A 25117-nucleotide genomic window follows, 5' to 3' on the forward strand; every position below is an offset into this window, starting at 1 on the left:
ACCAGCGACCTCAACAACGGCACCGACGGCACCGGCTCGCTGTTCGCCAACACCAGCAACAGCTTCGGCGACGGCACCGTCAACAACCGCGAATCCGCCGCCGTGGACGCCCAGTTCGGTGCCGCCACCACCTGGGACTTCTACAAGAGCACCTTCGGCCGCAACGGCATCCGCAACGACGGCGTCGGCGCCCTGAGCCGGGTGCACTACGGCTCCAACTACGTCAACGCCTTCTGGGACGACAGCTGCTTCTGCATGTCGTACGGCGACGGCAGCAACAACACCGCACCGCTCACCGAGATCGACGTGGCCGGCCACGAGATGAGCCACGGCGTGACCGCGGCCACCGCGAACCTCAACTACGCGGGCGAGTCCGGCGGCCTCAACGAGGCCACCTCGGACATCATGGGCACGATGGTCGAGTGGTACGCCAACCTGCCCTCCAACCCGCCGAACTACTGGATCGGCGAGCTGATCAACCTCAACGGCAACGGTACGCCGCTGCGGTACATGGACCAGCCGAGCAAGGACGGCGGCTCGGCGGACTACTGGGACGCGAACGTCGGCAACCTGGACGTGCACTACTCGTCCGGGGTGGCGAACCACTTCTTCTACCTGCTGTCCGAGGGCAGCGGCGCGAAGACCGTCAACGGGTTCAGCTACAACAGCCCGACGTACGACAACTCCACGCTCGCGGGCATCGGCCGGGACAAGGCCGCGCAGATCTGGTATCGCGCGCTGACCACGTACTTCACCTCCACCACCGACTACGCGGGCGCCCGTGCGGGCACCCTCAGCGCGGCGGCGGACCTGTACGGGTCGGGCAGCGCGGAGTACAACGCGGTCGCCGCCACCTGGACGGCCGTCAACGTCAACTGACCAGGCTCCGGGGAGACTTCGGGCATGAGTCCAGCCCGGAGCTGAACCGGGCCCGGGCCTGAACCCATCAGGCCCGGGCCCGGGGAGGTGTGGAGGGCCCCGCCGGGCCGTGGGTGCCGGCCGGCGGGGGAGTACGGCGGGGGCGACGGTGAGCGGACCACCGTCGCCCCCGCTGTGTGACGCCTGACGATACGTCAATTTTCCTTTCCGTGCAGCTTCCGTGGCGATTCGTGGCGCACGCGAGGGTGGACAGCAGGGCGCGGGGCCCTGGTAGCACCTCCGGCGGGCCCCCGTACACCCAGAAAACTCGACCATCGCGGCGGTAGTGGACAACCCCCGGGAACGGCAGTGCACTTGGTTCCGGGGCGAACCTCCGGATCAGTAGCGTCCTCGGCATGACGCTACTGACACGAACCCCGCCGAGCGCCGTCCGACGGCGCGGCCTGCTGGTCTACCTGGTGCTCGCCTACGCCGGGATGTGGGCGGCGATGACCCCGCTGCTCGCCGAGGGCTACCAGCGCACCGACGCCCGGGAGGGGGTCGGCGCGCTGGAGCAGATCTGCATCGCGGCCGCCATGCTGGCCCCGGCGCTGGCGGCGCTGCTGGTGGTCCGCCTCGTCGAGCGGGGCGGCGGGGTACGGGAGGCGCTGGCACTGCGCTGGCCGCGGCCCCGGGCCCGTGCGGTCCGGGCCTGCCTGCTGCCGCTCGGGGTGCTCGGCGGGCTGACGGCCGCGACGCTGGCACTCGGCGCGCTGGTGGGCAGCTACCCGTTCGCCGGCTTCGGCTCGCTGGACGCGGGGCGGATCGGAACGTGGGCGGTCCAGGGTCTGATCGGGATGGTGCTCTCACTGCCGCTGTTCTTCGGCGAGGAGATCGGCTGGCAGGGCTTCCTCTTCCCCCGGTTGCTGCTGCTCGGCCGGCGAGCGGGCGGGGGTGAGGGCGCCGGTCGCAGGGCGGTGCTGGTCCGGGCCTACCTGCTCGCGGGGACGGCCTTCGCGCTCTGGCACCTGCCGACGCTGCTGATGGGCGGCCAGTACCCGGGACGGCCGTGGTACCTGGCGGTGCCCGCGCTGACGGTCAGCTGTGTGCTCGTCCTGCCGGTCTTCACCTGGCTGAGGCTGCGCTCGGGGTCGGTGGTCCCGGCGGTGCTGGCGCACGCCTTCACGAGCAGCATGAGCGTGTCGATGGTCCGGGAGTTCGCGGACCCGGACGCCGAGCTGGACCCGCTCACGATGTCGCTGGCGGGCTGGCCCGGCTGGGTCGTCCTCGGCGGGTTCGTGGCCTTCCTCGCCTTCACCGGGCGCCTGCGGCCGGGCCGGTACGGGCAGGGGTGACGCGCGCCGTGGCGGGCGGCGGATGACGGGTGACGGATTTCAGATGACAGATTTCATCATCTGTTATCTGAAATCTGTTATCTGTCAGCTGTCGGCTGTTCGCTGTCACCCGTCGTCCGTCACCCGCCCGCCGGGGCCATGTCCTTGCGGATCTCGTCCAGGATCAGCCCGGCCCCGGTGTAGCCGATGCCGAGCATCCACAGGTTGTCGTCCACCCGGAACACCCGCCCGTTGCGTACGGCGTCCAGGTTCTTCCAGAGCGCCCCCTCGGTGATCTTCCCCTGGTCGGACTTGGCCGCGTCCCCGTACACCGCGTAGAAGATGACGTCGGCCGCGGCCTGGTCCACCTGTTCGGGGCTGATCTCCATCGAGAAACCGGGCTTGTCCTGGTTGGCGGGCCGCCCGAGCCCCAGATCCTTGAACAGCGAGCCGACGAAGGTGTCGTTCAGGTAGAGCCTGGTCGGCGCACCCGCCAGGAAGCGGGCCATCTCGACCCGGGTGGCCGCCGCCCTGGCCGGTCCGCCGAGCGCGGTGACCAGGTCCCGCAGCTTCGCCCGGTACGCCGCGTCCGCCGTGTCGGCCTCGGCCTGGCGGCCCAGCGCCTCGGCGTGCAGCCGGACGTTCTCCTTCCAGGTCGGTCCGGTGGTCTTGGAGAGCACCGTCGGCGCGATCTTCGACAGTTCGTCGTACCGCTTGTCGTCGCGGACCTGGTTGCTCAGGATGAGGTCCGGCCGCAGTGCCGCGATCGTCTCCAGGCTGGGCTGGCCGATGGCCCCGACGGGCTTCGTCCCGGACAGCCGCTCGGCGGGCAGGTAGGCGGGGAACGGGGCGCCCGCGGTGACGGTGGTGGCGCCGACCGGGCTGAGGCCGAGGGTGATTACCGAGTCCAGCGCGTCGGTGTCCAGGGCCACCACCCGGTTCGCCCGGGCCGGCACGGTGCTCTCGCCGCGCGCGTGCCGGACCGTCCGGGTGCCGCCGGAGCCGGCCGAACCACCACCGGACGAACCGGAGTCGGACGAACCGGAGCCCGACGAACCACCATCGGACGAACCGCCGCCCGGCGCCGGGGAGTCGGACCCGCACGCGGCGAGCACGAGCCCCGGGGCGAGCCCGGCGGCGAGGCCGAGAGCGGCGCGGCGGCTGAGCGGTCGGGCCATCGGCGGCACCTCCAACGTACGGGCAGGGCGCGGGAATCCCTGCCCGCGCAGCGGCCCGGTTACGCCTCGGAGCCGTTCTCCCGTCGCTGGCGCAGGAGTTCGAGGTACTCGACGTGCACCCGCCGGTCCATGGCGAGGGCGAACTGGGCGTCCGCGACCGTGCGCGCCAGCGGTCGCACCCGCAGGATGCGCTCGGTGAGCCGGGCCGCCTCGCCGGGCGGCAGCGGGGTGTCGGCGGCCAGCGCGCTGAGCAGGTGCTCGCCGACCACCTCGATGAAGATCTCGGCGATGGCGTCCACGTGCTCCCGGGTGCGCCGACTGGCGTCCAGTACCGCCGAGAGCGGCACCCCCTCCGCCACCAGCTCGGTGGTGGCGTCCATCAGCCGGCGGCTGACGTGGGTGATGCCGTCCTCCTCGACGGTGATGTAGCCCTGGGCGATCGACTCGGCGGTGTTCTCCTCGGTCAGCTGGTCGCCGAAGGCGGTCTTGAGCTCGTCCCAGTCCAGGCGCACCGGGGTCTCGTCGGACCACGGTGCGACGATCGCCGCCTCCAGTCCGATCAGCTCGGCGACGTCCCGCCCGCTCTCGCCGGCGCCGATCAGCTCGGCGATGCCGCCCAGGGTGTGGCCGCGTTCGAGCAGTTCGCCGATCATCCGCAGCCGGGCCAGGTGCTCCTCGCCGTACCAGGCGATGCGGCCCTCCTTGCGGGGCGGCTGAAGCAGTTTGCGCTCGCGGTAGAAGCGCAGGGTGCGGGTGGTGATGCCGGCGGCCTCGGCCAGTTCCTCCACCCGGTACTCGCGTTTTCTGTCGCCCGCAGCAGCTCTGACCTTGTCCACGGCGATCAGCATAGGTCCGTCGGCTCGGAAGGTTCCCCGAACCGGAGCGGTCGCGCTTCTTCCATCCGGTGTCAGCAAGGGCTACCCTGCCAACCATGCCAGTGATTACTGGCGCGATTGGCGGGGTTCCGGAGGCGGGCCCCGGGAGGATCCGGAGACGGGCCCCAGGAGGTTCCGGGGCACGCTCGCCGGGAGAGCGCGACGATCACCGTCCCACCCTCAGGAGGTTGCCGCATGGCATCCAGCAGCAAGCGCCCCCGCTCCGGCGCGTCCGCAGCGACCGACACCATCGCGGCGCAGGAGTCCGTCCCGCACGTCCGGGTGGCGGTGATCGGCTCCGGCTTCGGCGGACTCGGCGCCGCGGTCCGACTGCGCCGTGCCGGGATCACCGACTTCGTGGTCCTGGAGCGGGCGGACTCGGTCGGCGGCACCTGGCGCGACAACAGCTACCCCGGCTGCGCCTGCGACGTGCCCTCGCACCTCTACTCCTTCTCCTTCGCGCCCAACCCCGACTGGCCGCGCAGCTTCTCCGGCCAGCCGGACATCCGCGCCTACCTGGAGAAGGTCGCCACCGTCTTCGGCCTCCGCCCCCACCTGCGCTTCAACACCGAGGTGCTGGAAGCCCGTTGGGAGAGCGAGCAGACCCGCTGGCGGATCACCACCTCGGCCGGCCAGTGGACGGCCGACGCCATCGTCTCCGCCGCCGGACCGCTCGCCGACCCGCAGATCCCCGACCTGCCCGGGCTGGGCGACTTCCCCGGCAAGGTGTTCCACTCCTCCCGCTGGGACCACGACTTCGACCTGACCGGCAAGCGCGTCGCGATGGTCGGCACCGGCGCCTCCGCCGCTCAGATCATCCCGTCGATCCAGCCCAGGGTCGGCAGGCTGACGGTCTTCCAGCGCACCCCGGCCTGGGTGCTGCCGCGCCGCGACCGCGAGATCAGCCAGCTGGAGAAGTGGCTGCACGGCCGCCTGCCGGTCACCGCGAAGATCCGCCGCGGCACCCTGTTCGCCCTCCGCGAGCTCCAGGTGGACGCGTTCGTGCGCCGCCCCGGACTGCTGCGCCTGGTCCAGCAGCTCGCCGAACGCCACATCGCCCAGGGCGTCCCCGACCCGGCGCTGCGCGCCAGGCTCACCCCGGACTACCGGATCGGCTGCAAGCGCATCCTGCTCAGCAACACCTACTACCCGGCGCTCGCCGCGGCCAACACCGAGGTCGTCTCCTCCGGCCTGCGCGAACTGCGCGGCTCCACGCTGGTCGCGGCCGACGGCAGCGAGCACGAGGTGGACGCCATCGTCTTCGGGACCGGCTTCCACGTCACCGACATGCCCATCGGCGCCCGGGTGTTCGGCGCCAACGGGACCAGCCTGGCGGAGGAGTGGAAGGACGGCATGGAGGCGCTGCGCGGCTCGACCGTGCACGGCTTCCCGAACCTCTTCTTCGTCATCGGGCCCAACACCGGCCTCGGCAACAGCTCGATGATCCTGATGATCGAGTCCCAACTGAACTACATGATCGACGCGTTGACCACGCTCGGCTCGATCGGCGCCGCCGCGATGCAGCCCACCGCGCGCGCCCAGCGGCAGTGGAACCTCGAACTCCAGCACCGGATGGACCGCACCGTCTGGACCACCGGCGGCTGCCTCAGCTGGTACCTCGACCCGAGCGGCAGGAACACCGTGCTCTGGCCCGGCTCCACCACCTCGTTCCGCCGGGCCACCCGCAGGGTCGACCTGGGCGAGTACGAGCTGATCATGCGCGCCGCACCGGCGGCCGCCCGCACCGTCCAGGAGGTCTCCGCGTGAACGGCGTCCGGCTGCCCGAGGAGTACGAACCTCCCGTTCCCGTGGAGGAGTTGAGCGTACGGTCGGCGGACGGCATCCGGCTGCACGTCGAGGTGCACGGCCGGCTCGACGCGCCCACCGTGGTGCTCGCCCACGGCTGGACCTGCTCGACCGCCTTCTGGGCCCCGGTGATCCGCCTGCTGGCCGACCGCTACCGGGTGGTGGCCTACGACCAGCGCGGCCACGGGCGCAGCGAGATCCCGCCGAGCCGGGCCCGCTACTCGACCAGGGCACTGGCCGAGGACCTGTCCGCCGTGCTCGCGCGGACCGTGCCGGCGGGCGAGCGGGCCGTGCTCGCCGGGCACAGCATGGGCGGGATGACGATCATGGCCGCCGGTGGCCGCCCCGAGGTCGCCGAGCGCACCGCGGCGGCCGTCCTGATCTCCACCGGGCCGGGCGACCTGGTGGCCGAACTCACCGTCCTGCCACCGGCCGTACGCGCCCGGGGCCTGCGACGCTTCCTGCACCGGCAGCTGCTGCGCTCCCGGATGCCGCTCGGACCGGTCTCGCCGGTCAGCCGGGCGGCGCTCAAGTACGCGACCATGGGCGCCGGTTCGCCCGCCGGCCAGGTCGAGGCGACGGCCCGGATCGTGCACGCCTGCCCGACCGCCGTCCGCGCCAACTGGGCCGCGGTGCTGGACCGGCTGGACGTCCACGCCGGGCTCGCCCGGATCGCCGCGCCCACGGCGGTGGTGGTCGGCACCGACGACCGGCTGACCCCGCCGGTGCACGCGCACCGGATGGTCACCGAACTCCAGGACGCGCAGGGGCTGTTGCTGCTGCCCGGGGTCGGGCACATGTCGCCGCTGGAGCGCCCGGCGGAGGTCGCCGCGGAGATCCACCGGATGGCCTCCGTGTACCTGACGGCCGCGCCCGCTGCCGCTACCGCGTCCGCCGGCGCCGTTCCCGCTTCCGCTTCCACCGACGAGAGGACCGCCGTCGCATGAACGCCATCCCGCCGTTGTCCGAGCAGGTCGTCGTCGTCACCGGGGCCGCGCGCGGCGTCGGCGCGTCGCTGGCCCGCAAGCTCGCCCGGTGCGGGGCCAAGGTGGCCCTGCTGGGGCTGGAGCCGGAGGAGCTGAAGGCCGTCGCCGCGCAGTGCGGCCCGTCCGCGACCAGCTGGGAGGTGGACGTCACCGACCTCGACGCGCTGGAGGACACCGCCCGGCGGATCAAGGAGCACTACGGGCGGGTCGACACCGTCGTTGCCAATGCCGGGATCGCCCTCGGCGGGCCGCTGGCCGACAGTGACCACCGGGCGTTCAGCCGGGTCATCGAGGTCAACCTGCTTGGCAGCGTGGCCACCGCCCGGGCCTTCCTGCCGGCGCTCGCCGAGAGCCGCGGGTACCTGCTCCAGATCGCCTCGCTCGCCGCGCTGACCCCCGCGCCGCTGATGAGCGCGTACTGCGCCAGCAAGTCCGGGGTGGAGGCCTTCGCCCACTCGATCCGCGCCGAGGTGGCCTATCAGGGGGTCAAGGTCGGTGTCGGGTACCTGAGTTGGACCGACACGGACATGGTGCGCGGGGCCGACGAGGACGCCGTGCTGAAGCAGATGCGCTCCCGGCTGCCGTGGCCGGCGAACAAGACGTATCCGCTGGAGCCCGCGGTGGACCGGATCGTTGCCGGGATCGCCCGCCGCTCCGCCCACGTCTACGCCCAGGCCTGGCTGCGCGGGATGCAGCCGGTCCGCTGGCTGCTGCCGAGCCTGATCGCGGTGGTCGGCTCCCGGGACGTGGCCCGGCTCGCCCCCCAGCTCGCCGCCACCGCCGCCACTCGCCTGCGCGCCGTCGGCGCCGGGGGCGCGGCGGACGACCGACGGCGGACAGTCGACAGCTGACGGATGACAGGCGACGGATAACAGCCGACAGATAACAGATTTCGAAATCTGTTATCTGTCGGCTGTCAGCTGTTCGTCGTTCGCCGTCACCCGCCCCGCCGCGATCCCCGCCAGCGTCTCCAGCGCCCGCGCCAGTACCGGCAGCGGCGGCGAGGCGAGCCCGACCCGGACGGCGGAGGGCGAGCGCCGGGGATCGACGGCGAAGGCCGCCGCGGGCGTGAGCGAGATCCCGGCCCGCGCCGCCTCCGCGACGAAGGTCTCCGCCCGTCGGCCGGTCGGCAGCTCCCACCACAGGTAGTACGAGCACGGGTCGGACCGCAGTCGCTGCCCCGCCAGTACCTCGCGCGCCAGCAGCTGCCGGGCCGTCGCGTCGGCCCGCTTCGCCGCCTCCACCGAGGCCAGCGTGCCGTCCCCGATCCAGCGCACCGCCGCCTCCAGCGCGAAGCCGCCCGGCGTCCACCCGCCCGAGCGCAGGGCGCCCGCCACCCGTTCGCGCAGCGCTGCCGGGACGACCGCGAACCCGGTGGTCAGCCCCGGGGCGAGCCGCTTGGAGAGGCTGTCCACGAGGACGGTGCGCTCCGGTGCGAGCGCGGCCAGCGGCACCGACTCCGGCCGCAGGAAGGACCAGACGGCGTCCTCGACCACTGACAGGTCGAGCCGCCGCAGCAGCGCCACGAGCGCCACCACCCGCTCCTGCGGCAGGCTCGCGCCGAGCGGGTTCTGCAGGCGCGGCTGGAGGTACACCGCGCGCAGCGGTCCGGCCCGGTGGGCGGCCGCCACGGCGTCCGGCAGCAGCCCGTACTCGTCCACGGCCAGCGGCACCAGCACGATGCCCAGCCGCTCCGCCGCCGCCTTGACCACCGGATAGGTCAGCTCCTCCACGCCCAGCCGCTGTCCGGGCGGCACCAGCGCGGACAGGGCCCCGGCGATGGCCTGCCGCCCGTTGCCGGCGAACAGCAGGTCCTCCGCCGCGACCTCCCAGGAGCCGGCCGACACCAGTCCGGCGAACGCCCGCCGTGCCGCGCCCGTCCCGGCCGCGCCGACCGGCCGCAGCGCCTCGCCCAGTGCGTCCGGCCGCAGCAGCGGCGCCAGTGCGCCCGCCAGCAGTTCGGCCTGCCCGGAGACGGCGGGGTAGTTGAGCTCCAGGTCCACGGGGGCGGTGGCCGGCTCCGCGAGTGCCACCCGGCCGCCGTCCGGTGCCCGCCCGGCCCGGACGAAGGTCCCGCGCCCGACCTCCCCGACGGTCAGTCCGCGCCGGGCCAGTTCCCGGTAGACGCGCCCCGCCGTCGAGTTGGCGATGCCCCGGCCACGGGCGAACGCCCGTTGGGTGGGCAGCTGCTGGCCGGGCCGCAGTCGTCCGTCCGCGATCTCGGCGGCGATCCGGTCGGCGATCAGGCGGTAGTCGTCCATCGGCGTTCGCTCCTCCAGGGTCTCGGGCGCCGGATTGCACCGAGGGCAAAGTCATCATTGCATTGACCCGATGAGCCGTCCTAGCCTCCTCGCATGGACGCGTTGACATCCGCCGTGGACGGCCGGGCCCTGCTCGGGATCGCCGCCGTGGCCCTGGGCATGGTGCTGTCGCCCGGGCCGAACATGATCTACCTGGTCTCGCGTTCGATCGCGCAGGGCCGCCGCGCCGGGCTGATCTCGCTGACCGGGGTCGCGGCCGGCTTCCTGGTCTACCTGGTCGCGGTGACGGCGGGGGTGGCCGCGGTGTTCTCGGTGGTGCCCGCCCTCTACACCGCGATCAAGCTGGCCGGTGCCGGGTACCTGCTCTGGCTGGCCTGGAAGGCGGTCAAGCCGGGCGGCACGGCGGTCTTCGCCCCGCAGCAGCTGCCGCCGGACCCGCCGCGCCGGCTGTTCGCGATGGGCTTCCTGACCTGCCTGCTCAACCCCAAGATCGCCATCATGTACATCTCGCTGCTGCCGCAGTTCGTGGCCCCGGAACGCGGTCACGTCGCCCTGCAGAGCCTGCTGCTGGGCCTGACCCAGATCGCGATAGCGATCACCGTCAACGGCCTGATCGCGGTGAGCGCGGGCGGCATCGCGGCCTTCCTCAACCGCCGCCCCGGCTGGCTGCGGATCCAGCGCTACGTGATGGGCACCGTCCTCGCGGGCCTCGCCGTGCACATCGCCGCCGACCGCGCCAAGGCCGTGGCGGTTTAGGGCGTCTCCTCGCCGGCTAGAGCCGGCTGGCGACCCGCAGTGCCTCGTACCCCGCCTGGACGAACCGTCCGTTCAGCGCCGGAGCGGTGTTGGCCACCGCCGCGACGGCCGCCGAACGTTCCGGCGAGAAGCCCACGAAGGCGGTGAACCCCCGGGTGCCCCCGCTGTGGAAGAAGAGGTCCCGGTCGCCCGAGCGGCGGTGCATCCAGACCAGGCCGATCCGGTCGGTCGAGTGCGGCAACCGCAGCCGCAGCCGCCGGACGTCCCGCAGGGCGGCCTTCAGCCCGCTGCCCGGGCCCGCCGCCGGCCCGTCGTCCAGGTGTGCAAGGAGGTAGCGCAGCAGATCGGTCCCGTCGGACCGCACCGCGCCGGCTCCGGGCAGCCCGGGGATGTGCCAGGGCGGGAGCGCCTGTCCGCGCCGGTAGCCGGTGGCCCGGCCCGGCGGGTCCGGGGCGCAGGTCGTGGACCGCAGCCCCAGCGGTCCGCAGACCCGGTCGACGAGTAGTTCCCCGTACGGCAGCCCGCCCGTCTCGGCGAGCACCCGGCCGAGCAGTCCGACTCCGTAGTTGGAGTACCCGTACCTGCTACCGGGCTGTCCACGTACGGTCGTTCGGGCCAGTGCGTCCCTCAACTGTTCGTCGCCGTACGTCTGGTACGGGTTGCTGAACCAGGCCGGGACGGCCTTCGCGAGCAGTCCCGGGGGCAGTCCGGGCAGGCCCGAGGTGTGGGTGGCCAGGTGCAGCAGCCGGATGGGTTCCGGCGAGTGGACCTTCGCGGCGCGCCAGCGGCGCGGCAGCCTGCTCTCGACCGGGTCGTCCAGGGCGAGTTCACCGCGGGCGACCATCTCCGCGAGCAGCAGTGCGGTGAACGTCTTGCTGACGGAGCCGAGTTCGAAGACGGTGTCGGGGGTGCAGGGCGCGGCGGCCGGTCCGCGGTGGACCCGCCCGAAGCAGCGCACCTCCGCCAGGTCACCGCGGGCCAGGGCGACGGTCACGGCGGTGGCGTAGGGCTCGGCCGCCCGCACCACCGCCGTGACCGCGGCGTCCAACCCGTTCAAGGGGCCACCGGCGTGCCGCCGAGAGCCCGGGAGAGCGCGACGTTGGCGGCCACCACCCCGACCACCGCGGTGTGGCAGTGCTGGCGGAAGTCCTCCTCCGGGTCCTCGTTGTCGGGTGCGGAGCCCTCGCACTTGATCATCCCGTCCGCCTGCTGGGCCGCTGCCAGCGCCTCCCAACCGGTCCGGCCGGTGACCGGTTCGCCGATGCACGAGTCCACGATGAGCAGTTCGCCGGCGAGGTCCCACTGCTCGATCTCCAGCCAGATGTCGAGCCAGACCGGCAGCCAGTCGCGCAGGTAGTCGCGCATCGGCTCGGGCAGGCACTCGGGCCGGGCGCCCCAGTCGGTGAGGTGGAAGACGGTGTGGGTGACCTGGTAGGCGATCACCCAGGCGACGGTCCACGGCTCGGGGAGGGCGCCGAGCCAGGTGTTCCGGGCCAGTCTGGGCCAGTCCGGCTGCGGTTCGAGGCCCGAGATCCGCCGCGCGTTGGCGAGGGCGAGGTGGCGGCTGCCCTGGATCTCGACGGCGTGCACGGCGCGGAGCCGGCCGATCGAGGTGAGCAACTCCTCCATGGCGGCGTGGCGGTAGCCGGACCGGGCGAAGTGGCCGTACGTCTCCAGCGGGTCGACGAGGGTGACGTGCCGCAGCTGTCGTTCGAGCAGCAGGTCGCCCTCTCCCAGCTGGGCCCAGGCGGCTTCGAGGAGTTCCCGCGCGAGGCGGGCGTCGTGCGGGCCGGTGACGCCGTCGCGCAGGACCAGGGAGGAGGCCAACGCGGCTTCGCAGAGCGGCTTGTAGACGTCCTCCGGGTCGGCCAGGTCGACGATGGTGCTTTCCTCCAGCCGGCTGTAGCCGCGTTGGTAGCCGGCGTGCAGCCAGGCCAGTGACCGGGAGCCGAGCTGTTGGGCGGTGGCGAGCACCGAGGTTTCGGTCATTTCGGCGCTCCTTCCAACATGCGCTGGGCGATGGTGAGTTCGAGCACGGAGCGGGACGTCCCGTCGCCGGCCAGGCGGATCCGGTCCAGGACGGGTTCGATCTCCAGCCGGAGCGGCCGGCCGTCGGCCCGGGCCCAGGAGAGCCACCGGGCGAGCCGTACGGCGGTGGTGGGGTCGCGCCGGAGCATGCTGCGGACGGCGCCGCGGGCGAGGTGCAGGGTGTTCGCGCGGGCGGCGTCGTGCACCGGGCCGTCCAGCGTCGGCAGTGCCAGGGAGGACAGTTGGGCCATCCGCTTCGACCACGCCTGCCAGCCGACGGCCTCCGGGTCGGACAGTGGCGCGGGGGTCTGTACGGCTGCCCCGTACGGGGTGCGGGCGAGCAGTCCTCCGGCCGCCCAGTCCTGCCACCCGAGTACCAGCGCGGCCTCCGCGGAGGAGGGGGTGGGTGCGGGGAAGGCCGTTCGTGCCTCGGCCAGCAGCGCGGCGGTGGTGTCGTCGGGCTGCGCGCCGGTGAGCAGTTGCGGTGCGAAGAGGTCCGCGCCGAGCACCCGGACTGCGGCCAGCAGCGGGCGGGGCACCACGGTGTCGGGGTCCGCGAGTGCGGCCGTGCCCTCGCCGTCCCGGAGGACGGCGAGGGTCCGGTCCGCCACCCGCTCGACCGCCGCGGCGTACTCGTCACGGAGAGGGGTCTCGGCGGTTGGCATGGTGATCTGGTCCCCCTTCAGGAGGGTCGGTCACGGGCGCGAGGCCCGACAGGGGGGAAGTCGCCCTACCGGGTCGGCTTCTCCTTGGGGCCCTTCGGCGAGAGGAGCAGCAGCGCGGCGAGCAGCACCGCGCCGGCGGCCTCGGGCAGGTACGTGGGCGCGTCGGACACGACGGCCTCGTCCTCCACCATCAGGCTCGCGAGTGTCTCGGCTTCGAGTGTCGCGCTGTGCGACGTCGTAGCCGTTTCGGTCCGGAACTGAGTAAGCATCAGAAGTGCCTCCTCGTCTGGATTTCACCGCCCGGTCGGACGATGCCCCCGTTCGACAGTACGAGCACCTCCCGGGGGCTGCATCCGCAACTCTCTGAGCTGGGAAATCGCCCTCGGTGTGGGTCCCGAAGCGGCGAGTCGGTACGGTCTGGGGCATGACCACAGCCTTGATCACCGGCGCGACCGCCGGCATCGGAGCCGCCTTCGCGCGACGGCTCGCCCGCAGCGGCTACCAGCTCGTCCTGGTGGCCCGGGACACCGAGCGCCTGGAGCGCGCCGCCGCCGACCTGCACGGCAGGTACGGCATCGAGACGGAGGTGCTGACCGCCGACCTCGCGACCGACGAGGGCATCGGTGCCGTCGAGGCCCGGCTCGCCGACCCCGCCCGCCCGGTGGACCTCCTGGTCAACAACGCGGGCTTCGGCAACAAGGGCGCCTTCGGGACCGTCCCGCTCCAGGACGAGCTGGCCATGCTGAAGGTGCACATCGAGGCGATCCTGCGGCTGACCACGGCCGCCCTGCCCGGAATGCGGGAGCGCGGCCGCGGTGCGATCGTCAATGTGGCCTCGGTGGCGGCCTTCCTGCCGCGCGGCACGTACGGCGCGAGCAAGGCCTGGGTGGTCAGTTTCACCCAGGGCGTGCTGCGCGACCTCGGCGGTACGGGCGTGCGGATGATGGCGCTCTGCCCGGGCTTCACCCGGACCGAGTTCCACCAGCGGGCCGGCATGGGCACCGGGAACATCCCGTCCTGGTCCTGGCTGTCCGCCGAGCGGGTGGTGGACGAGGCGATGCGCGACCTGGCGCGCGGCCGGGCCGTGTCCGTGCCGGGCAAGCGGTACAAGGTCGCCGTGGCCATCGCCCGGATGCTGCCCTCCGGCAAGCTCGGCGGGGTCTCCTCGAAGGCGGCGCGCACCTACCGGACCAACTGAGGCCCGGGGCGGTCGGGGCGGTCGGGCGGCTCTGCGGGGCCCGTACGCGCGCTCCGCAGGGATCGTACGGGCGCTCCGCGGAGCCTGTACGGACGAGGAATAGGGCAACAGTCACTATTAGCTTATCTAACTATGAGCTATCCTCGCTATATTGCCCCGCACCCGACCGCCCCACCCAGGGAGGCCCGTCCTTGAGGCCCACCGCCATCGACTGGACCCCGCCCGAGCGAGCCGAGGGCGAACCCCGCCCACCGGCCGAGTGGCGCCGCATCCTCGCGCTCTTCCGCCCGTACCGGGCCCGCCTGGCCGTCGTCGGGCTGCTGGTCGCCGCCTCGGCCGTGGTCTCGGTCGTCTCGCCCTTCCTGCTCAGGGCCGTCCTGGACACCGCCATCCCGCAGGGCCGCACCGGGCTGCTCAGCCTGCTCGCGCTCGGGATGATCCTGACCGCCGTGGTGAACAGCATCTTCAACGTGCTCCAGACGCTGATCTCCACCACCGTCGGCCAGCGCGTGATGCACGACCTGCGCACCGCCGTCTACGGCCACCTCCAGCGGCAGTCGCTGGCCTTCTTCACCCGCACCCGCACCGGCGAGGTGCAGTCCCGGATCGCCAACGACATCGGCGGCATGCAGTCCACGGTGACCTCCACCGCGACCAGCCTGGTCTCCAACCTGACCGCCGTGGTCGCCTCCGTCGTCGCCATGGTCGCCCTCGACTGGCGGCTGACCGTCGTCTCGCTGCTGCTGCTCCCGCTGTTCGTCTGGATCAGCCGCAGGGTCGGGCAGGAGCGCAAGAAGATCACCACCGAGCGGCAGAAGCAGCTGGCCGCGATGAGCTCGGCGGTCCAGGAGTCGCTCTCGGTCAGCGGCATCCTGCTCGGCCGCACCATGGGCCGCTCCGGCTCGCTCGCCCGGGAGTTCACCGGGCAGTCCGACCAGCTCGCCGACCTGGAGGTGCGGGCCAGCATGGCCGGGCGCTGGCGGATGAACACCATCCAGATCGTGATGGCCGCGATGCCCGCGCTGATCTACTGGGCGGCCGGGCTGACCTCCGCCGCCGGTGCGCCGATCGTCTCGGTCGGCACCCTGGTCGCCTTCGTCACCCTCCAGCAGGGCCTCTTCCGGCCCACCGTCAGCCTGCTCTCCACCGGCGTGGACGTGCAGACCTCGCTCGCCCTTTTCCAGCGCATCTTCGAGTACCTCGACCTGCCGGTGGAGATCGACGAGCCGGCCGACCCGGTCACCCTGACCGACATCCGCGGCGAGGTCCGCTTCAAGGACGTCGACTTCCGCTACGACCCTGCGCAGGAGCGCCCCACCCTGGCCGGCGTCGACCTCACCGTCCCGGCCGGGAGCTCGCTGGCCGTGGTCGGCGAGACCGGCTCGGGCAAGACCACCCTCAGCTACCTCGTCCCGCGGCTGTACGACGTCACCGGCGGAAGCGTCACCCTGGACGGCGTGGACGTGCGCGAACTGTCCTTCGACACCCTGGCCCGCGCGGTCGGCGTGGTCTCCCAGGAGACCTACCTCTTCCACGCCTCGGTCGCCGAGAACCTGCGCTTCGCCAAGCCCGGCGCCAGCGACGCCGAACTGGTCGAGGCCGCCCGGGCCGCACAGGTCCACGACACCATCGCCGCCCTCCCGGACGGCTACGACACCCTGGTCGGCGAGCGCGGCTACCGCTTCTCCGGCGGCGAGAAGCAGCGCCTCGCACTCGCCCGGACGATCCTGCGCAACCCGCCGGTGCTCATCCTCGACGAGGCCACCAGCGCGCTCGACAACCGCACCGAGCACGCCGTCCAGCAGGCCGTGGACACCCTGGCCGCCGGCCGCACCACCATCACCATCGCGCACCGGCTCTCCACCGTCCGCGCCGCCGACCAGATCGCCGTCCTGGACCACGGCGAGGTGGTCGAACTCGGCACCCACGAGGAGCTGGTGGCGCTGGACGGACGGTACGCGGCGCTGCTGCGCCGGGAGGTGCCGGAGGCCGCCCGGCAGCCCGAACCGGCCGCACTCGGGCACGTGTGACGGGGCGGGTGCGCCCGGGTTCGTGTCGAGCCGGGCCGACGGGGCGGCCGCCGCGCTCGGACGCGCGGGACGGGCCGGCGTGCGAGCGCGTGCGCCCGGGACGGGCCGGCGGTCAGGCCGCCTTCGGGACCTCGTTGTAGCTCTCCGCGACCTCCTGGCCGGAGAGCCGCTGGATGGCCGCCATCACCTCGTCGGTCACCTGCCGACGGGCCTTCAGCGAGCGGGCCTGCCCGTGCAGCTCGTCGAAGTGCAGCGGCTCGCCGAAGCGGACCGTCACCTTCTTCAGCCGCGGCAGCCGCTTGCCTACCGGCAGGATCTGCTCCGGACCCTCCAGCGCAACCGGCACCACCGGCACGCCCGCGGTCAGCGCGAGCCAGGCGACGCCCGTCTTGCCCCGGTAGAGCCGGCCGTCCAGGGAGCGGGTGCCCTCGGGGTAGATGCCGAAGGCCTTGCCGTCCTCCAGGATCTCCAGCGCCGACTCCAGCGAGGCCTGAGCGGAACGGTAGGTGCCGCGCTCGACCGGCACGGCGCCGATGGCCTCGAAGAAGCCCTTGGAGAGCCGGCCCTTGAGCCCGCTGCCGGTGAAGTACTCGGCCTTGGCGAGGAAGTGGACCCGGCGCGGGGCGGTCAGCGGGATCACCACGCTGTCGATGAAGGACAGGTGGTTGCTGGCCAGGATCACCCCGCCCTTGCGCGGCACGTTCCCGATTCCCTCGATGACCGGCCGCCAGATCCCCCGCGAGACCGGTTTCAGCACCAACTTGGTGGCGAGGTCGAGCACGATTCCCTCCCTGGACGAACGATCGCCCGGGAGGAGCCCGGGCCTGCAATCAGATCCGCAGACTACGACACCGACCCCGGCGCGCGTCCACTCCCGGCGACCGTGGCGAACACCACGGCCGGGTAGGGTACGGCCGTCCGAACCGAGCGACACCCCGCAGTACCCAGGAGGGCACCATGGAGACCACCGAGGCGATCAAGGCCTTTTTCGACCGCTTCGACAAGGACGGCGACGGCAAGATCACCCCGGCCGAGTACGCTCTGGCCGCCAACGAGATGGGCGACCACGACGTCACCATCTCGATGGCCGAGGCGCTGATCCACAGCATGGACACCAACCACGACGGCGTCCTGACCTTCGAGGAGTTCCTGGCCGCCCGCCGGCGCTGAGCCCGTGCCGACGGGGCCGGTCGCCGTACCGGCGGCGCCGGCCCCGTCCGGAGGTCCCGCGGACGCTCCCGCGCCGCTCCTCCTACTTCTCCTTCTCCACCGGGAACACCCGGCGCACCACTCGCTCCGCGGCCCCGCCGTCGTCCCAGACGCAGAACTTCGCCCGGAAGTCGGCCCGCGCCGCCGGCTCGGGGTCGCCCGCCAGCAGCGCCCGCGCCAGCCCGTCCGCGTCCACCGTGACCGCGCCCGGCGGCTCCGCGAACAGGTCGAAGTAGACGCCGCGTTCCCGCTGGTACTCCTCCCAGTCCGGGGCGAAGACCACCACCGGCCGGTCCAGCACCGCGTAGTCGAACATCATCGACGAGTAGTCCGTCACCAGCACGTCCGCCGCGAGGTAGAGGTCCTCGACGGTCGGGTGCGCCGAGACGTCCACGATCCGCGCCGACTCCGCACCGGCCGCCGTCAGGTCGCCCGGGCCGTCCGCGTGGAAGTAGTGGGTGCGCACCAGCAGTGTGAAGTCCGGGCCCAGCCGCCGGGCCAGCTCCGCCACGTCCAGCAGCGGCACGTAGCCGCCCTTGCTGCCGCGGTGGGTCGGCGCGTACAGCACCGCCCGGGTGTCCGGCCGCAGCCCGAGCAGCTCGCGCATCGCCCGGACCTCGTCCGAAGTGGCGTTCGCCAGCCGGTCGTTGCGCGGGTAGCCGGTGTCCAGCATCTCGTACCGGCCGGGGAAGGCGCGGGCGAAGTGCCCGCTGGTGTGCGGGTTGGGGGAGACCAGGAAGTCCCAGCGGTCGACGGCCTCCTGGAGCAGGTCGAAGTCCATCCCCTCGGCCGCCGCCGGATGGTCGCGCAGGTCCATGCCCATCGCCTTGAGCGGGGTGCCGTGCTGGGTCTGGACGTGCACCGTGCCCGCCCGCTTCGTCATGGTGCGGGGGAAGTTGACGTTGTTGACGAAGTACTTGGCGGTCGCCATCGCCCTGAGGTAGGCGGGGGTGTTGACGATCACGTACGGCACCCCGGGCGGCAGCGTGGCGGCCTGGGCGCGGTTCTCCACCACCCACACGCCCCGCACCCGCGGGGCGAGTTCCTTCGCCTTCTCGTAGATCGCCGCCGGGCTGCACGCGTAACCCCGGTGCCAGTACGCGGCGTAGACCGCGAGGTGCTGGTCCAGCGGCAGCCGGCGGAACGCGTTGTACGCGGTGAACCGGGCGCCGCTGCGCATCCCCTTCTTCACCGCGGGCGCCACCGCCCGTGCCCCGCGCTTGAGTTCGCGCGGCAGCCGGCCGGTGCGGCGCAGCTCGGCGTACGCGATCCGGGCGCCGCGGGCGGCCAGCCGGTACTGCACGCCGCGCACCCCGCCGGGGAAGCGGTAGCCGGCCGGGCGGTGGCGGTCGAAGTGCCGGGCGATCCGCTGGAAGAAGTCCTTGCGCAGGTCGGTGGGGACCAGCCCGGGGGCGTCGTAGACGTTCAGGGCCTGGCGGACGGTCCGGTCGAAGACCAGGGTGCGCAGCGAGTCCGGGACGGGCCGGCCGGGGCGGTCCGGGCGGTCCAGGAACGCGAAGATCGCGTCGTACTGGGCGAACACGTCGGCGTGCTTGGGGGAGGCGGTGGCGGTGATCGCACCGTCCCGGCCGCGCCGGTAGAAGTAGCAGGGGCGGTCCAGGTAGCGCAGCCGCTCGGCGGCCAGCAGCGCCGGGTAGGTGACCGAGATGTCCTCGTAGTAGCCGCGGCCGAAGGAGACGCCGAGGCCGTCCAGGAACGCGCGGCGGAACAGCTTGTTCCACACCGACATCACGGTCTGGAACAGCGCCGGGTGCTCGGCCAGGGTGCAGCCCTCGACCAGCGGGGAGTCGGCCAGCACGTGGCGCCAGGGGTTGGGCTCCGTCCCGCCGTCCGGGTAGACGTGGGTGAAGCCGGTGAGCAGCACGTCGGCGGGGGTCTCCCGGAGACGCTCCCGCGCCAGCTCGTCCAGCAGCGTGCCGACCGTCCCCTCGGGCACCCAGTCGTCGCTGTCCACGAACCAGACGTACTCGCCGCGGGCCTGCGGCAGGGCGGCGGTGCGGGCGCCACCGAGGCCCTGGTTCTCGGTGAGGTGCAGCACCCGCAGCCGGCTGTCGCGGGCCGCGTAGGCGTCCAGGATCGCGCCGGAGCCGTCGGGGGAGAGGTCGTCGACCGCGATCACCTCGAAACGGGTCTCGGCGGCGGGGACGTCGCCGAGGATCGAGTCGAGGCAGCGCGGGAGGTACCGCTCCACGCCGTGGACCGGGAGCACGATGCTGAGGAGGAGGGACACGCTGGCCGAGTGTACCGATCCACCGGGCGCGACCTGCGCGGACGTCCGGTGCGGGCCTTCCGGGGCCTTGCGGCCCTTGGGGGGCCTGGGCGGCGGTGGCGGCGGCGCGGCTGCGGCGGGGGCTCGGGGGGTGTCCGGGAAGGGTGTCCGTGAAAGCCGTCCGTGGCGGACAAGCCGTCCGTGGCGGACCCGGAACCGCCGGTGCCGGGCCCCTCGCGGGGCGGCACCGGCAGTCAGGTGGCGATCCGGCCGACCCTCGACGGCCGACCGCCGGTCCGGGCACCGCGCGAGCCTGGCCACCGCAGCGTCGAGGCGGCCGGGCAGTGGCTCGCGGGAGCCGGAGTTCTTCATCACTCGAACACACGCTTGAGTGCGGTGCGGGCACTGGCGTGTGCATCCGATATTGCTTGGAGGTTCGGCGGGAGTCAATCCCTCGAATGTGTTCACTTCCTGAAGTCGGTCGGTCGCGGTGTCATCGGGGTCCGCGCTCGGACGGGTCATGCCCGGGCGGGCCGTGCCCGATGGGCCGGTCGGTGATCGCTTTGTCGATGTGGCGGCTGTCCCCTTAATAGGGGGACGCGGGCGGGGAGCGGGCGGGAAGCGGTCGGTGCGGGCGGTCGGCGCTGGCGGTGACCGGCGGTGCCGGCGGTGCGTGGGCGGGGTGCCGTCGGGGTGCCGCTGTGCGCCGGGCGCGCGTCATGCGCAGGGTTGCCGCACTCGCGCCCGCCCGCCCTGGTGACGGATGGCCGGTCGTGCACCATCATTGATGCCTAGTCGTGACCGGCCGGGCGGCCCCTGGTGCTTCGTCAGTTGACGCCGCACGATACGGTGGCACAACACCAAGGACGGTTGCGCGAAGGCCGTCCTTCACGGATAGTCTTCGCCTCACGGCCCTGGCGCCTCGTAGGGGTGGGAAAAACTGATGGAACACATGCAAGTGCGGACTCGGCCCCGCGTGCCGGCGATCCAGTGCGGTGTCGGCACGACCGGCCGCCGGATCGACCGACACCTGGCCGTGCTCGGCGCGCCCGCACTCCCGGCGGTGGACACCGCCGAGGCGCTCGGGTTGATAAGGGAGCTCACGCCGCGCGGCGCCGAGGCCCCGACGACCCGTCGTCGCCACACCAGGATCTCGCTGCTGACGCCGCTGCGTCGGCTGCGGCGGAGCCTTTTCGGCGGGCGCGGCTAGTCCGACCGGTGCGGCACGGGTCCCTCCCCGCCGCCCGGTCGGAACCGACCCGGTGGACCGTCCGGTCCGCCGGGTCTTCAGTGTGTCCGGACGGCGTCCGGGCGGTGCCGGGGGGAGCGTCGCGGCCGTCCGGGGTGATGTGGTCTGAACCTTTCAGCCTATGCGAGTTTGCCCGCCCGGCACGGCCAGACGGCGAGGGAGTACGCCCGGCCCGCTGACCTGGGACAGGATGGCGCCATGGCGGACAACAACCACTCCACCCAGACCGGCTCGTTCCCGACCACCACCTTCCAGAGCAGCACCTTCGAGATCACCACCGGCTCCCGCGAGGTCGCGCTCGACATCACCGACCGCTGCGTCGAGTTCCTCGACGAACGGGCCACCGGGCGCGACGGCCTGCTCAACATCTTCGTCCCGCACGCCACCGCGGGGATCGCGGTACTGGAGACCGGTTCGGGCAGCGACGACGACTTCCTCGCCACCCTGCGCGACCTGCTCCCGGCCGACGACCGCTGGCGCCACCGGCACGGCAGCCCGGGCCACGGCCGGGACCACGTGGTGCCCGGACTGGTCGCCCCGCACGCGACCCTGCCGGTGCTCGGCGGTCAACTGGCCCTCGGCGTCTGGCAGTCGGTGGTCCTGGTCGACACCAACGGGGACAACCCGCGCCGGACCGTCCGGCTGTCCTTCCTCGGCTGACGCGCGGGAACGGCGGGCGGTCCGGCGGGTGGCGGTCCGGCGGGTGGCGGTCCGGCGGGTGGCCTCGGCGGACCCGGTGGCTCAGCGGACGTGCGCGGCCACCGCGGCGAGGTAGCGCTCGATCGCCAGGTGCTGGCAGAGCAGGGCCACCGGCCGGCCGAGCCTGGCGTACCAGGCGGACAGCCGGGAGAACGCGGTGACCTCGAACCACACCTCGCCGCCGGCGTCCATCGACACCAGGAACGCCTCCTCGCCGCACTCCGGGTGCCCGGGGAGGGTGCCGTACCCGAAGCCGATCCGGTCCGGCTCCTCCACCGTCCACACCACCCGGCAGGGGATCACCAGCCGGGGCCACCGGCTCCCCGGCAGGTTCAGCCGCAGCAGCACCGTCCCGCCCTCCCGGGCCGGGCCGGCCGGGTGCACCGCGAAGCCGGTGCCCAACTGGCTGCCCCAGCCGAGCACGTAGCGCCCGGCCCGCTCCAGCACCTCCGGCCCGTGCCCCAGGTGGACCCGCCGCCGCAGGTGGGCGTAGCCGTCGGGGAGCCGCCCGCCCCCGCCCCGGGTGGCACCCACCTCGGGGTACGACGGGGTGGTGGCGCGGGCGGCGAGCAGACGTCGGTGCAGGTCGGTGGGCATGCCGGCCACGGTAACCGCCGGGTGGGAGGGGGCCGTCGGCGGGGCGGGGGCGTACCTCTGGCGGGCTTCGGCGGACAGGTTTCAGCGAACAGGTTTCAGCGAACGAACGTCAGCGAACAGAGTTCAACCAACAGCTTTCAGCGAACGTTTTCTGAAATCTGTTCGCTGCCGGCGAGGCGGGGCGGGGCGGGGCGGGGGGAGAGAGGGGCGGGCGGCGGCCCGGTCACCTGCGGCGTGTTGCGGCAGGGCGGCGGCGCGGAGTAGGAAGTCGGTATGAGCGACACCGGTACGAACCAGGAAGCGGGCGTCTGCGAACTCGCGCCCGACGGCGGAGCGGAGGCGGCGCTGCGGCACGACCCGCGGGCGGCCGGGCCGCGCGCCGACTGCGTCCTGTGCGGCGAGCCGACCGAACTGCCCGCCGACCAGCCGGGCAGCACCCTCTGCCCGGTGTGCGCCTGGCAGCAGGCGCAGCGGATCGCCTGCTCGGGCTGAACCTCCGAACCCGGGTCCGGGGGTTCAGGCCCTACGCGTCCTCCCGCCCGGCCAGCGCCAGGGTCGAGCCGTGCCGCCCCTTGCGGACCAGCAACTGGGCGGGGATGCGGCTGCGCAGGTCGGCGACGTGGCTGACGATGCCGACCGCGCGGTCCCGCTCGCGCAGTCCGTCCAGGACGTCCATGACCTCCTCCAGGGCGTGCTCGTCGAGGGTGCCGAAGCCCTCGTCGATGAAGAGGGTGTCCAGCGGCATGCCGCCCGCCTCGTCGGTGACCACGTCGGCCAGGCCCAGGGCGAGGGAGAGCGAGGCGAAGAAGCTCTCGCCGCCGGAGAGGGTCGCGGTGTCCCGCTCGGTGCCCGTCCAGGCGTCGACCACCCGCAGGGCCAGGCCCGAGCGCTTGGTCCCGGTGCCCCGGTCGTCGCTGTGCACCAGGGTGTAGCGCCCGCCGGACATCCGGACCAGCCGGTCGCTGGCCGCCGCCGCGACCTGCTCCAGCCGGGCCGCCAGGACGTACGACTCCAGGCGCATCCGCAGCCGGTTGTCGGCCGAGGTGCCGGCCGCGAGCGCGGCGAGCCGGTTGATCCGCCCGTACCTGTCCAGCGCCGGGGCCAGTTCGGCGGCGAGCCCGGTCAGCTGCCGCCCGATCGCGGCCAGTGCCCCGCAGCGCTCGCGGGCGGCCGCGTGGGCGGCGTGCGCCCGGCCGAGCCGGTCGGTCGCGGTGCCGAGCGCGGCCGCCACGGCGGGCAGGTCCACCGGCGGACGGACCGCGGCCTCGGCCAGCTCCGGCAGCGCCAGCTCGCGGCGGACGGCGGCGGTCTCCGCGCGGTGCCGCTCCAGCCGGGCCTCCAGCCGCTCGCGCTCCTCGCGCGGCAGCAGCACCGCCAGCGCCGCCGCGGCGTCCGGGAAGCCCGCCGCGGCGGCGGCCTTGCCCAGCTCCTCCTCGGTCTCGCCGAGCCGGGCCGCCGCCTCCGCGTACGCCCGGGCGGCGACCGCAGCCGCGGCGACCGCCTCGGTGAGCCGGGTGAGGGCCGTGGCCCGGTCGGCGACCGAGGCCGCCTCGCCCCGGGCGGCCGCCACCCGGGCGGTCAGCGCCCGCTGCTCGGTGTCGAGTGCCAGCAGCCGGTCGGAGAGGACGGCCGCGCGCTCCTTGGCCTCGTGCAGCTCGTCGACCCGGCGGGCACGGTCCTGCGACAGCCGGGCGATCTCCTGCTCGACCCGGCCGAGCGCCTCCGCCGCGTGCCGCGCCTCGCGGTGCTCGCGCTCCAGCCCGGCGAGGGCCTGCGCGAGCGCCTCCGTACCGTCCGGCCCGGCCGCGCCGGACGCGGTGGCCTCGCGCACCCGCAGCGCGGTGAGCGCCTGGTCGGCCTCCGTCCAGACCCGCTCGGCGGCGGCCTGCGCCCGGCGCGCCCGCTCCTCGTCCTCGGCGCCGACCTGGCTGCCGGGCGCGGCCTCGGCGGGCGCCGGATGCTCGGGTGAGCCGCAGACCCGGCAGGCCTGGCCCGCCCGCAGCTGCTCGGCCAGCTCGGCGGCCATGCCGCTGAGCCGGCGGTCCCGCAGGTCCAGGCTGTGCTCGCGGGCGTCCAGCGCGGCGGCGCGCAGGGCGACCACCCGGGGCTCCGCCGCGGCGATCTCGGCGCGCAGGCCGTCGCGCTCCCGGGCCGCGCCCAGGCGGACGGTCAACTCGGCGCGCTGCCCGTCCAGTTGCTCGACCCGGGAGGTCGCCGACCGGGCCTCGGTGTGCTGCTGCTCTAGGCGGGCCAGCCCGTCCTCGAACTCGGCGAGCCAGTCCTCGGCCTCCTCGGCCAGCTCCTCGGCGGCTCGCCGGTCCTCCGTCAGGGAGCGCTGCTCGCGGGCGAGTTCGACACAGCGCCGCTCCTCCGCCCTGGCCGCCTCCAGCCGGACCACCTCGGCCCGCAGCCGCAGCTCGGCCTCGGCCAGCCCGGCGGTGTCCGCCCCGGCGAGCTCCCGGCCCTCGCCACCGGAGCCGGCCAGCGCCTCGCGGTGCCGGTGCTCCGCCAGCCGGGCGCGACCGAGCGCCTCGGCCGCGCTCTCCCGCAGCCGCAGCGCCGACTCCACCCCGACGGCCTGCTGCGCGGCGGCCAGCCGCTGCCGGTCCGCGGCCGCGGCGGGCTCGAAGCCGGCCAGCCGCTCGGCCAGGCCCACTGCCTCCCGGTGCCGGCGCTGGCGGCCGGCCAGCTCCTCGGCGGCCTCGCGCCGCTCCTGGGCGGCGCGCTGGGCCGCCCCGGCGCCCGCGAGGGCGGCCTCGGCGACGGCGAGCTGCTCGGCCGCGCCGCTGCGCAGGACCGCCGCCCAGCCCAGCACCCCGGCGGCCAGGCCGGCGGCGTCGTCCTCGGCCGGCACCCAGCCCGCGGCGGGCTCGGCGTCCGGACCGGCCGCCTGCTCGGCCTTGCTGGCGAGGTCCCGCAGCCGCCGTCGGCTGGCCTGGACGGCGGCCTCCTGGCCGCGCCGCTGCTCGGCCAGCCAGGCCTCCACGTACTGGAACCGCTCGGTGTCGAACAGCCGCCGCAGCAGCTTGCCGCGCTCCTCCGAGTCGGCCTTGAGGAAGCGGGCGAAGTCGCCCTGCGGCAGCAGCACCACCTGGCAGAACTGCTCCCGGTTCATGCCGACCAGCCGGTGGATCTCCTCCCCGGCCTCCTGATGCGAC

Annotated in this window: 23 protein-coding genes; 12 read left to right on the top strand and 11 right to left on the bottom strand. The window is 73.7% G+C overall.

Annotation, left to right across the window (positions count from 1 at the left end; translation table 11 throughout):
* Positions 1-879 (top strand): M4 family metallopeptidase (locus ACWDCZ_RS30450; protein WP_449817502.1); only part of this gene is annotated, 879 nt, incomplete at its 5' end.
* A 395-nt stretch (positions 880-1274) separates the two neighbouring features.
* The gene (locus tag ACWDCZ_RS30455; RefSeq protein WP_449817503.1) at positions 1275-2213 is read left to right on the top strand and encodes a CPBP family intramembrane glutamic endopeptidase; all 939 of its coding nucleotides are present in this window, start codon (positions 1275-1277) and stop codon (positions 2211-2213) included.
* Positions 2214-2332: 119 nt separating this feature from the next.
* Here the strand turns inward: ACWDCZ_RS30455 and ACWDCZ_RS30460 are convergent, their stop codons facing one another.
* The gene (locus ACWDCZ_RS30460; RefSeq protein WP_449817504.1) at positions 2333-3370 is read right to left on the bottom strand and encodes an ABC transporter substrate-binding protein; all 1038 of its coding nucleotides are present in this window, start codon (positions 3368-3370) and stop codon (positions 2333-2335) included.
* 59 nt (positions 3371-3429) lie between these two features.
* The gene (locus ACWDCZ_RS30465; RefSeq protein WP_049650639.1) at positions 3430-4218 is read right to left on the bottom strand and encodes a MerR family transcriptional regulator; all 789 of its coding nucleotides are present in this window, start codon (positions 4216-4218) and stop codon (positions 3430-3432) included.
* Positions 4219-4440: 222 nt separating this feature from the next.
* Here ACWDCZ_RS30465 and ACWDCZ_RS30470 point away from each other — a divergent pair, with 222 nt between their 5' ends.
* The 3 genes from ACWDCZ_RS30470 to ACWDCZ_RS30480 are packed head-to-tail and all read left to right on the top strand — an operon-like array spanning position 4441 to position 7888.
* Positions 4441-6012, top strand: coding sequence for a flavin-containing monooxygenase (locus ACWDCZ_RS30470; RefSeq protein WP_449817505.1), 1572 nt, complete (start codon positions 4441-4443; stop codon positions 6010-6012).
* Positions 6009-6998 (top strand): alpha/beta fold hydrolase, encoded by a 990-nt coding sequence (locus ACWDCZ_RS30475; RefSeq protein ID WP_449817506.1) that lies wholly within the window; start codon positions 6009-6011, stop codon positions 6996-6998. Before ACWDCZ_RS30470 ends, ACWDCZ_RS30475 begins: the two co-directional genes overlap by 4 nt.
* Entirely contained in the window at positions 6995-7888 is an 894-nt protein-coding gene (locus ACWDCZ_RS30480; RefSeq protein WP_449817507.1) for an SDR family oxidoreductase, read from the top strand. The genes ACWDCZ_RS30475 and ACWDCZ_RS30480 overlap by 4 nt, the downstream gene beginning before the upstream one ends.
* 51 nt (positions 7889-7939) lie before the next feature.
* Here ACWDCZ_RS30480 and ACWDCZ_RS30485 read toward each other — a convergent pair whose 3' ends face one another.
* Positions 7940-9298, bottom strand: a complete 1359-nt coding sequence (locus tag ACWDCZ_RS30485) for an aminotransferase-like domain-containing protein (RefSeq protein ID WP_449817508.1) — start codon at positions 9296-9298, stop codon at positions 7940-7942.
* Between the two features lie 93 nt (positions 9299-9391).
* Between ACWDCZ_RS30485 and ACWDCZ_RS30490 the strand changes: the two genes are divergently transcribed.
* Complete coding sequence (locus ACWDCZ_RS30490) at positions 9392-10054, top strand: LysE family translocator (protein WP_074004267.1); 663 nt, start codon at positions 9392-9394, stop codon at positions 10052-10054.
* 16 nt (positions 10055-10070) lie between these two features.
* Here the strand turns inward: ACWDCZ_RS30490 and ACWDCZ_RS30495 are convergent, their stop codons facing one another.
* The 4 genes from ACWDCZ_RS30495 to ACWDCZ_RS30510 all read right to left on the bottom strand — a co-directional run bounded on the left by ACWDCZ_RS30495 (position 10071) and on the right by ACWDCZ_RS30510 (position 13016).
* Complete coding sequence (locus tag ACWDCZ_RS30495; protein ID WP_449817509.1) at positions 10071-11111, bottom strand: serine hydrolase domain-containing protein; 1041 nt, start codon at positions 11109-11111, stop codon at positions 10071-10073.
* The gene (locus ACWDCZ_RS30500; RefSeq protein WP_049650633.1) at positions 11108-12043 is read right to left on the bottom strand and encodes a DUF6895 family protein; all 936 of its coding nucleotides are present in this window, start codon (positions 12041-12043) and stop codon (positions 11108-11110) included. The genes ACWDCZ_RS30495 and ACWDCZ_RS30500 overlap by 4 nt, the downstream gene beginning before the upstream one ends.
* Positions 12040-12747, bottom strand: coding sequence for a hypothetical protein (locus ACWDCZ_RS30505; RefSeq protein ID WP_380740642.1), 708 nt, complete (start codon positions 12745-12747; stop codon positions 12040-12042). The genes ACWDCZ_RS30500 and ACWDCZ_RS30505 overlap by 4 nt, the downstream gene beginning before the upstream one ends.
* 65 nt (positions 12748-12812) lie before the next feature.
* Positions 12813-13016, bottom strand: coding sequence for a hypothetical protein (locus tag ACWDCZ_RS30510; RefSeq protein ID WP_049650631.1), 204 nt, complete (start codon positions 13014-13016; stop codon positions 12813-12815).
* A gap of 155 nt (positions 13017-13171) precedes the next feature.
* On the opposite strand from ACWDCZ_RS30510, the gene ACWDCZ_RS30515 reads away from it, so the two are divergent.
* Both ACWDCZ_RS30515 and ACWDCZ_RS30520 read left to right on the top strand, forming a co-directional pair.
* Positions 13172-13945 carry an SDR family NAD(P)-dependent oxidoreductase gene (locus ACWDCZ_RS30515; RefSeq protein ID WP_074004271.1) on the top strand — a complete coding sequence of 258 codons (774 nt, stop codon included), beginning with the start codon at positions 13172-13174 and terminating at the stop codon, positions 13943-13945.
* Positions 13946-14136: 191 nt separating this feature from the next.
* The gene (locus ACWDCZ_RS30520) at positions 14137-15975 is read left to right on the top strand and encodes an ABC transporter ATP-binding protein (protein ID WP_049650629.1); all 1839 of its coding nucleotides are present in this window, start codon (positions 14137-14139) and stop codon (positions 15973-15975) included.
* A 112-nt stretch (positions 15976-16087) separates the two neighbouring features.
* Here ACWDCZ_RS30520 and ACWDCZ_RS30525 read toward each other — a convergent pair whose 3' ends face one another.
* On the bottom strand, positions 16088-16756 hold the full coding sequence (locus ACWDCZ_RS30525; RefSeq protein ID WP_074004273.1) for a lysophospholipid acyltransferase family protein: 669 nt from the start codon (positions 16754-16756) through the stop codon (positions 16088-16090).
* A 176-nt stretch (positions 16757-16932) separates the two neighbouring features.
* Here ACWDCZ_RS30525 and ACWDCZ_RS30530 point away from each other — a divergent pair, with 176 nt between their 5' ends.
* On the top strand, positions 16933-17145 hold the full coding sequence (locus ACWDCZ_RS30530; protein ID WP_049650627.1) for an EF-hand domain-containing protein: 213 nt from the start codon (positions 16933-16935) through the stop codon (positions 17143-17145).
* An 82-nt stretch (positions 17146-17227) separates the two neighbouring features.
* On the opposite strand, the gene ACWDCZ_RS30535 is transcribed toward ACWDCZ_RS30530, so the two are convergent.
* The gene (locus tag ACWDCZ_RS30535) at positions 17228-19435 is read right to left on the bottom strand and encodes a bifunctional glycosyltransferase/CDP-glycerol:glycerophosphate glycerophosphotransferase (protein ID WP_449817510.1); all 2208 of its coding nucleotides are present in this window, start codon (positions 19433-19435) and stop codon (positions 17228-17230) included.
* Between the two features lie 922 nt (positions 19436-20357).
* On the opposite strand from ACWDCZ_RS30535, the gene ACWDCZ_RS30540 reads away from it, so the two are divergent.
* On the top strand, positions 20358-20624 hold the full coding sequence (locus ACWDCZ_RS30540) for a hypothetical protein (protein WP_049650625.1): 267 nt from the start codon (positions 20358-20360) through the stop codon (positions 20622-20624).
* 237 nt (positions 20625-20861) lie between these two features.
* Positions 20862-21323 carry a YjbQ family protein gene (locus ACWDCZ_RS30545; protein WP_049650624.1) on the top strand — a complete coding sequence of 154 codons (462 nt, stop codon included), beginning with the start codon at positions 20862-20864 and terminating at the stop codon, positions 21321-21323.
* Between the two features lie 81 nt (positions 21324-21404).
* Here the strand turns inward: ACWDCZ_RS30545 and ACWDCZ_RS30550 are convergent, their stop codons facing one another.
* The gene (locus ACWDCZ_RS30550; RefSeq protein WP_449817511.1) at positions 21405-21959 is read right to left on the bottom strand and encodes a DUF1990 family protein; all 555 of its coding nucleotides are present in this window, start codon (positions 21957-21959) and stop codon (positions 21405-21407) included.
* 273 nt (positions 21960-22232) lie between these two features.
* On the opposite strand from ACWDCZ_RS30550, the gene ACWDCZ_RS30555 reads away from it, so the two are divergent.
* Positions 22233-22451, top strand: a complete 219-nt coding sequence (locus ACWDCZ_RS30555) for a hypothetical protein (RefSeq protein ID WP_049650622.1) — start codon at positions 22233-22235, stop codon at positions 22449-22451.
* 31 nt (positions 22452-22482) lie between these two features.
* Here the strand turns inward: ACWDCZ_RS30555 and ACWDCZ_RS30560 are convergent.
* The coding region (locus ACWDCZ_RS30560; protein WP_449817512.1) for an SbcC/MukB-like Walker B domain-containing protein at positions 22483-25117 on the bottom strand (2635 nt) is incomplete at its 5' end.

The sequence above is a fragment of the Kitasatospora sp. NPDC001225 genome, from assembly GCF_053597855.1.

Coding starts and splice junctions, on each gene's coding strand:
- ACWDCZ_RS30455 (WP_449817503.1), top strand. CDS start 1,275: ATGACGCTACTGACACGAACCCCGCCGAGCGCCGTCCGACGGCGCGGC.
- ACWDCZ_RS30480 (WP_449817507.1), top strand. CDS start 6,995: ATGAACGCCATCCCGCCGTTGTCCGAGCAGGTCGTCGTCGTCACCGGG.
- ACWDCZ_RS30545 (WP_049650624.1), top strand. CDS start 20,862: ATGGCGGACAACAACCACTCCACCCAGACCGGCTCGTTCCCGACCACC.
- ACWDCZ_RS30500 (WP_049650633.1), bottom strand. CDS start 12,043: ATGACCGAAACCTCGGTGCTCGCCACCGCCCAACAGCTCGGCTCCCGG.
- ACWDCZ_RS30470 (WP_449817505.1), top strand. CDS start 4,441: ATGGCATCCAGCAGCAAGCGCCCCCGCTCCGGCGCGTCCGCAGCGACC.
- ACWDCZ_RS30555 (WP_049650622.1), top strand. CDS start 22,233: ATGAGCGACACCGGTACGAACCAGGAAGCGGGCGTCTGCGAACTCGCG.
- ACWDCZ_RS30465 (WP_049650639.1), bottom strand. CDS start 4,218: ATGCTGATCGCCGTGGACAAGGTCAGAGCTGCTGCGGGCGACAGAAAA.
- ACWDCZ_RS30550 (WP_449817511.1), bottom strand. CDS start 21,959: ATGCCCACCGACCTGCACCGACGTCTGCTCGCCGCCCGCGCCACCACC.
- ACWDCZ_RS30490 (WP_074004267.1), top strand. CDS start 9,392: ATGGACGCGTTGACATCCGCCGTGGACGGCCGGGCCCTGCTCGGGATC.
- ACWDCZ_RS30510 (WP_049650631.1), bottom strand. CDS start 13,016: ATGCTTACTCAGTTCCGGACCGAAACGGCTACGACGTCGCACAGCGCG.
- ACWDCZ_RS30530 (WP_049650627.1), top strand. CDS start 16,933: ATGGAGACCACCGAGGCGATCAAGGCCTTTTTCGACCGCTTCGACAAG.
- ACWDCZ_RS30505 (WP_380740642.1), bottom strand. CDS start 12,747: ATGCCAACCGCCGAGACCCCTCTCCGTGACGAGTACGCCGCGGCGGTC.
- ACWDCZ_RS30460 (WP_449817504.1), bottom strand. CDS start 3,370: ATGGCCCGACCGCTCAGCCGCCGCGCCGCTCTCGGCCTCGCCGCCGGG.
- ACWDCZ_RS30485 (WP_449817508.1), bottom strand. CDS start 9,298: ATGGACGACTACCGCCTGATCGCCGACCGGATCGCCGCCGAGATCGCG.
- ACWDCZ_RS30540 (WP_049650625.1), top strand. CDS start 20,358: ATGGAACACATGCAAGTGCGGACTCGGCCCCGCGTGCCGGCGATCCAG.
- ACWDCZ_RS30515 (WP_074004271.1), top strand. CDS start 13,172: ATGACCACAGCCTTGATCACCGGCGCGACCGCCGGCATCGGAGCCGCC.